This is a genomic window from Rhodoferax sp. (assembly GCF_014859475.1).
Taxonomy (GTDB): Bacteria; Pseudomonadota; Gammaproteobacteria; order Burkholderiales; family Burkholderiaceae_C; genus Rhodoferax.
Genome location: NZ_JACUUE010000163.1, coordinates 1 through 5,697, shown reverse-complemented (window position 1 = coordinate 5,697; position 5,697 = coordinate 1). Strand labels below are relative to the sequence as shown.

7 protein-coding genes are annotated in these 5,697 nt (G+C 61.3%); 3 read left to right on the top strand and 4 right to left on the bottom strand.

The features are described 5' to 3' along the window. Nucleotides 1-31 precede the first annotated feature (31 nt). Both IBX54_RS11880 and IBX54_RS15255 read left to right on the top strand, forming a co-directional pair. Entirely contained in the window at nucleotides 32-586 is a 555-nt protein-coding gene (locus tag IBX54_RS11880) for a PAS and helix-turn-helix domain-containing protein (RefSeq protein ID WP_296542863.1), read from the top strand. A gap of 81 nt (nucleotides 587-667) precedes the next feature. Next, nucleotides 668-991, top strand: coding sequence for a DUF2934 domain-containing protein (locus IBX54_RS15255; protein WP_367141835.1), 324 nt, complete (start codon nucleotides 668-670; stop codon nucleotides 989-991). A 27-nt stretch (nucleotides 992-1,018) separates the two neighbouring features. Here the strand turns inward: IBX54_RS15255 and IBX54_RS11865 are convergent, their stop codons facing one another. Genes IBX54_RS11865 through IBX54_RS11850 form a run of 4 tightly spaced genes read right to left on the bottom strand, consistent with a single transcriptional unit; the run spans nucleotide 1,019 to nucleotide 3,710 of the window. Then, a complete protein-coding gene (locus IBX54_RS11865) occupies nucleotides 1,019-1,438 on the bottom strand; it encodes a thioesterase family protein (protein ID WP_296542862.1) in 420 nt (139 codons plus the stop codon). A 2-nt stretch (nucleotides 1,439-1,440) separates the two neighbouring features. Continuing rightward, on the bottom strand, nucleotides 1,441-2,019 hold the full coding sequence (locus IBX54_RS11860) for a chorismate lyase (protein ID WP_296542861.1): 579 nt from the start codon (nucleotides 2,017-2,019) through the stop codon (nucleotides 1,441-1,443). Then, on the bottom strand, nucleotides 2,019-2,918 hold the full coding sequence (locus IBX54_RS11855; RefSeq protein ID WP_296542860.1) for a DMT family transporter: 900 nt from the start codon (nucleotides 2,916-2,918) through the stop codon (nucleotides 2,019-2,021). Before IBX54_RS11855 ends, IBX54_RS11860 begins: the two co-directional genes overlap by 1 nt. 9 nt (nucleotides 2,919-2,927) lie before the next feature. Continuing rightward, nucleotides 2,928-3,710 (bottom strand): SDR family oxidoreductase, encoded by a 783-nt coding sequence (locus tag IBX54_RS11850; RefSeq protein WP_296542859.1) that lies wholly within the window; start codon nucleotides 3,708-3,710, stop codon nucleotides 2,928-2,930. Nucleotides 3,711-3,856: 146 nt separating this feature from the next. Between IBX54_RS11850 and IBX54_RS11845 the strand changes: the two genes are divergently transcribed. Further along, nucleotides 3,857-5,548 carry an electron transfer flavoprotein-ubiquinone oxidoreductase gene (locus IBX54_RS11845; RefSeq protein WP_296542858.1) on the top strand — a complete coding sequence of 564 codons (1,692 nt, stop codon included), beginning with the start codon at nucleotides 3,857-3,859 and terminating at the stop codon, nucleotides 5,546-5,548. Nucleotides 5,549-5,697 lie beyond the last annotated feature (149 nt).

Here is a 5,697-nt window from a genome sequence, read left to right as displayed (position 1 = left end):
GCGAGTGGTCTGACCCGCAATCATTTTGACGATGAACATCGATTACCGCCTGGCCTTCGAGATGGCGCCCGTGGGGCTGGCCCTGTCACGCAACCGCACCATGGTCAACTGCAACCGGCACCTGTGCGAGATGTTCGGCGCTGCGCCCGACCAGCTCATCGGCCAGTCGTTTCAGGTGCTCTACCCCAGCGCGCTCGAATTCGAGCGCACCGGCCAGCGCATCGCCCCGCTACTCAACCGCAACGGCACCTACGCCGATGACCGTATCATGAAACGGCTCGATGGCCGCTTCAAGGGTGAAACCTTCTGGTGCCATGTGACCGGCCGCGCCCTCAACCAGGCGGCACCCCACGAGGCCGGCATCTGGACCTTTGAAGACCTGAGCGCGAGCCGCCCGGTCAAAGCCGAACTCACGGCCCGCGAACGCGAAGTGGCGGCCTTTTTGATGGGCGGTCTGACCAGCAAGGAGATCGGCAAGGCGCTCGCCATCAGCCACCGCACCGTCGAAATTTACCGCGCTCGTTTGATGCGAAAATACAAGGCGTCCAATACTGGCGATCTGGTACACAAATTGATGGCGGGTTAGCTCTGACCTGCACCAGCCGCGGCAACCTGACCACGCAAGGTATTGGTCATCGGCACCCACCCTTCACCCAAGGAGAAACACATGGTCACCGCAAAAAAATCACCTGCCAAAAAAGCCGTTGCAGCGCCTGTCACCGCGCCAACCACCGCGGCTTTGCCCAAAGTGGCGAAAAAGGTCGCTCTAAAAAAAGCCCCGGCTAAAAAAGCTGCGATCAGCCAAGTAAAAACCAGCCCCGCTACCGTGCTTCCCGAGGTCACGCCAGAACAGCGCCACAACTACATTGAAGTCGCCGCCTTTTATGTGGCACAGCGGCGCGGCTTTGCCCCCGGCAATCCGCTCGACGACTGGGCCAACGCAGAAATCGAGGTGGATCAATTGATCTCCGCGGGCCATTTTTCCAAATAAGCGACCCATGCCGCCTGATGTGTCATTTCACGTAACAATGGTGCGGATCCGCTCGGGCAGGTCTATCGCTTTTTGCTTGGGAAAGTCCACCCAGATCGTGGTGGCACCGCCCGCAGCGTAGATCACGCCGGGCTGGTCGGTCATCTCCATGGTGGCCCAAGTCTCGAAGGTGGTGCGGGCCGGGTCGCTGGCATACATCTTGACGAGCACGTCACCGGGGTACTCCAGCTGTTTGTAAAAATTGCAGAACGCGTTCACGATCACCGGCCCCTCGCCCAGCGGATTGGGCATGCAGCCGGTGGCGCGCATCCAGTCGATGCGGCAGGTTTCCAGGTAGCGAAAATAGGTGGTGTTGTTGACGTGGCCCATGGCGTCCATGTCGCCCCAGCGGATCGGAATGACCACCTCGAACACCAGTTTCTTCTGTTCTGGAATGTCAAATTTCATCGCTATCTCCTTCGCTTGGTATTTTTCAATGGTGCACCCCCTGGCCAGGGCCAATGGCTGGCGGGGGCGGCAAATACCTCCATGACCAGCAGCGCTGCGCCATGGCGGGTAAAAACAGATCGGCGAGCGGGCACAAGCTGATGGCCCGGGGCCGCGCCAGTTGCCGCCAGCCAGCGAGCGGCTACATGGCGCTGCAACGGGCCCTGGCGAGTGAGCTGGCTGTAGGCCAGCGGCGCACGCGAAATGCCGGCACGCTTGAACAGCACATCGGCCAGCGGGCGGCTGCCCAAGCCACGCACCGAGCGCCAGGCACCCAGCGAGGCGGTATGCGCCGTGACACTGCGGGCAAACACCATCGCCCGGCCATCCACCCGCAGCAAGACCTCACGCGCATAGCCGGTGCGCCGCCCAGCCAGGCCCAAAGCGCGCGATTCATCGGGGGTGAGCGGCTGGCGCCCCTGCGCCAGCACCTGCACACTGAAGCGCTCACCCGTGGCCGCCAACCGGGCGCTCAGCGAGCCCGAGGCTTGCAGCCAGCGCCGCAAGCCACCACGCGTGGGTGTGAATGTTTGCCAGCTCATCAGCGATGCGCCCTGATCGAGGCCAGAATGCCCAGCGTGAACAACACGGCGGCCCAGGCTTGCACGGATGTGGGCAAGACACCATCCCAGACAAAAGAATAAAACAGGGCAAACAAGGTCTCACTCACAATCAATTGGCCACACAAACTCACGCTCAGGCGCTGACTGGCCACGTTCCACAAAATGCTGGCAGCCCAGCCCGACCCAATGCCGGTGGCAATGCAGGCCATCAAGATGACGGCCTGATTGTCCAGTGCTGAAAGTGTCTTGATGTCAGAACCCAGCAGCAACCACAGCAAAAAAGCCCCCACCCCGGTGGCCACACCGATCCAGTTGGCCCATTCGGTGGCGCTGACTTCCGGGTGGCGCTTGAGCCAGGCCGCGTTGACCAGGGCAAAGGCCGTCCAGCTCAGCATGGCCCCCAGCGCCAGTAGCACCCCCCACCAAAACTGGCCGCCAGCGCCCGGCAGTCGTGCCGCATGGCTCAAGCTTGACTGCATCATCAGCGCCAGTCCGCCCAGAGTGAGCAGCAAGCCCGGCAACAGGCCCGCCCATTTGAGACCGGCGGGCTTGCCCAGCAACATGACCCAGATCGGAATAGTGCCGATGATCAGCGTGGGCACCTCGGAGCCAGCATAGACAATGCTTTGCGCCAGCAGCAGGTAGTAACCGGTAGCGCCGAGCAGGCTCATGCCCAAAGCAGTAACAGCCTGACGCGCCGTGGGCCAGGTGTGGCGGCGCCAGGTGAGCAGCATGGCCAGCGCCGCGATGCCGCCATAACTGATGAAGCGCCCGGCAGTCAGATCGACCGAACTCAAACCCGGAGTCATGCGTGGCACTACAAACACCATGCCCCACAGCGCGCCCGCAGCCAAACCCGCAAGCAGTCCCGTCAGCATGCGTGCTTGTTAGACCGCAAAGCCATCGTCGGCCGAAATCACGGCGCCGTTGATGAAATGGCTTTGGTCAGAGCACAGCATCACCAGCAGCGCGTCCAGGTCTTGCGGCTGGCCAATACGCTTGCGTGGCAGCATCTGAATCAATTTTTGCCCCGCCTCGGTTTGCCAATGGGCGTGGTTGATCTCGGTGTCGATGTAGCCTGGGCAAATGGCGTTGACGTTGATGCCAAAGCGCCCCCACTCCACCGCCATGGCTTTGGTCATCTGGATCACTGCCGCCTTGCTCATGCAATAGACGCCAATTTTGGGCAAGACCTTGAGTCCGGCCATGCTCGCTATATTGATGATGCGCCCGCCGGTAAAGCTGCCCGGCGCCGCCCCTTGGGCGCGCGCCAGCATGCGTTTGCCAACCTCTTGCGCCACAAAAAAAGCACCCTTGACGTTGGTGTCGAAGATGAAATCAAAGGTGTCTTCGCTCACATCCTGGATGCGCTGGGTGGCGCTGACACCCGAGTTGTTGACCAGAATATCGATCGAGCCGACCTCGGTCTCGGCGTGCGCCACGGCGGACATGATGGAAGCGTGATTCGTCACATCAAGCTCGATCACATGGGCATCGCCACCCTCGCCGTCAATTTGAGCGCGCAACTCTTTCAGTCTTTCCACGCGGCGGCTGGCCAGCACCACGGCTGCACCAGCACTGGCCAGGGTGCGGGCAAATTGTGCCCCCAGACCGCCCGATGCACCGGTAATCAGGGCCACGCGGCCCGAAAGGTCAATGCTGTATGCCATGGTGATTTCTCCGTTATAAATAGAACGACCGTTCTATTTTGTTGATTATGGGGTCTGATATCCGTATTTTTCGCAGACAATTCCTGTTCAGTCTTAGCCATCTACGATTGGCATGAGTTTAATCAGTTGATAAAGCGAGTCCTACCATGACAAACGAGGAAATCCTGACCCAATACGGCCCCCGCGAATCCATGGACTACGACGTGGTCGTGGTCGGCGGTGGCCCCGCCGGCCTGGCCACCGCCATCCGCCTGAAGCAACTCGCCACGGAAAAAGGCAAAGATATTTCCGTTGTCGTGCTGGAAAAAGGCGCCGAGCCTGGCGCCCACATCCTGTCCGGTGCGGTGCTCGACCCCAAGTCGCTCACCGAGCTCTTTCCCGACTGGAAAGCCATGGGTGCACCGCTGAATCAGCCCGTGACCGACGAAGCCATGATGTTCCTCAGCGAGACCACCGGCTACCGCACGCCCAACATGTTCCTGCCCGAATGCAGCCAGAACCACGGCAACTACATCATCAGCCTGGGGGCGCTGACCAAATGGTTGGGCGAACAGGCCGAAGCACTGGGTGTGGAAATCTTCCCCGGCTTTGCCGCTGCCGAAGTGCTGTACGACGAAGCCGGTGCAGTGCGCGGCGTGGCCACCGGCAACATGGGCGTGGAAAAGAACGGCGAGCCCGGCCCCAACTTCCAGATCGGCATGGAGCTGCTGGGCAAATACACCGTGCTGGCCGAAGGCTCGCGCGGCCACCTGGGCAAGCAGGTCATTGAAAAGTTCAAGCTCGACGAAGGCTGCGACCCGCAAAGCTACGCCATCGGCATCAAGGAACTCTGGGAAGCCGAGCCCAGCCGCCACGAACCCGGCCTGGTGGTGCACACCGCCGGCTGGCCGATGGAAAACGACACGTACGGCGGCTCTTTTTTGTACCACATGGAAGACAACAAGATCGCCCTGGGTTTCATCACCGGCTTGAACTACGCCAACCCGTATTTGAGCCCGTTCGAAGAATTCCAGCGCTGGAAGACGCACCCCAACATCCGCTGGTACCTGGAAAACGAGCAAGGCGAAGTCACCGGCAAACGCCTGGCCTATGGCGCGCGCGCCATCACCGCCGGGGGCTTGATGGCCTTGCCCAAGACCGTGTTCCCCGGGGGCGCGCTGGTGGGCTGCGATGCCGGCTTTTTGAACGTAAGCCGCATCAAGGGCAGCCACAGCGCCATCAAGTCGGGCATGTTGGCGGCCGAGGCGGCTTTTGAGGCGGTGGCTGCTGGCCGCGCACACGACGAGCTGAGCGCCTACCCCGAAGCCTTCGAGGCCAGCTGGCTGTATGCCGAACTCAACAAGTCGCGCAACTTCAAGGCCTGGTTCAAGCACGGCCTCACCGTGGGCACCTTGATGAACGGCCTTGAGCAGTTTGGCCTGGGTGGCAAGATGCCCTGGACCATCCACCGCGACAAGCCCGACCATGCTTACCTGAAACCGGCATCGGAATGCAAGCCCATCGACTACCCCAAACCCGACGGCAAACTCACCTTTGACCGCCTCAGCAGCGTCTTCATCAGCAACGCTGCCCACGAAGAAAACCAGCCCTCGCACCTGACACTCAAGGATGCCAGCGTGCCGGTCAGCATCAACCTGAGCAAGTACGCCGGCCCCGAGGCGCGCTACTGCCCGGCTGGGGTCTATGAGTTTGTCAAGGACGACAGCGGTGCCGACAAGTTGCAGATCAACGCCGCCAACTGCGTGCACTGCAAAACCTGCGACATCAAGGACCCGACGCAGAACATCGTGTGGGTCACACCTGAAGGCGGTGGCGGGCCGAATTACGCGGGGATGTGAGGCTTCTCAGGATTGCCCCATCCAAGCACGGGTTAACCAATGAAGAGGCCCCTCTCGAAGTGAAGGTGCCAAACGCACAAACCCGTGCAGCCATGGAAGCGTCGCGCGCCATGATGGCCGCACGCCAAACGCCGCACGCCACACCCGCT

What these genes read in the sequence shown, in the direction of transcription:
- IBX54_RS11845 (WP_296542858.1), top strand. Translation starts at nt 3,857, where the DNA reads ATGACAAACGAGGAAATCCTGACCCAATACGGCCCCCGCGAATCCATG.
- IBX54_RS15255 (WP_367141835.1), top strand. Translation starts at nt 668, where the DNA reads ATGGTCACCGCAAAAAAATCACCTGCCAAAAAAGCCGTTGCAGCGCCT.
- IBX54_RS11850 (WP_296542859.1), bottom strand. Translation starts at nt 3,710, where the DNA reads ATGGCATACAGCATTGACCTTTCGGGCCGCGTGGCCCTGATTACCGGT.
- IBX54_RS11865 (WP_296542862.1), bottom strand. Translation starts at nt 1,438, where the DNA reads ATGAAATTTGACATTCCAGAACAGAAGAAACTGGTGTTCGAGGTGGTC.
- IBX54_RS11860 (WP_296542861.1), bottom strand. Translation starts at nt 2,019, where the DNA reads ATGAGCTGGCAAACATTCACACCCACGCGTGGTGGCTTGCGGCGCTGG.
- IBX54_RS11855 (WP_296542860.1), bottom strand. Translation starts at nt 2,918, where the DNA reads ATGCTGACGGGACTGCTTGCGGGTTTGGCTGCGGGCGCGCTGTGGGGC.
- IBX54_RS11880 (WP_296542863.1), top strand. Translation starts at nt 32, where the DNA reads ATGAACATCGATTACCGCCTGGCCTTCGAGATGGCGCCCGTGGGGCTG.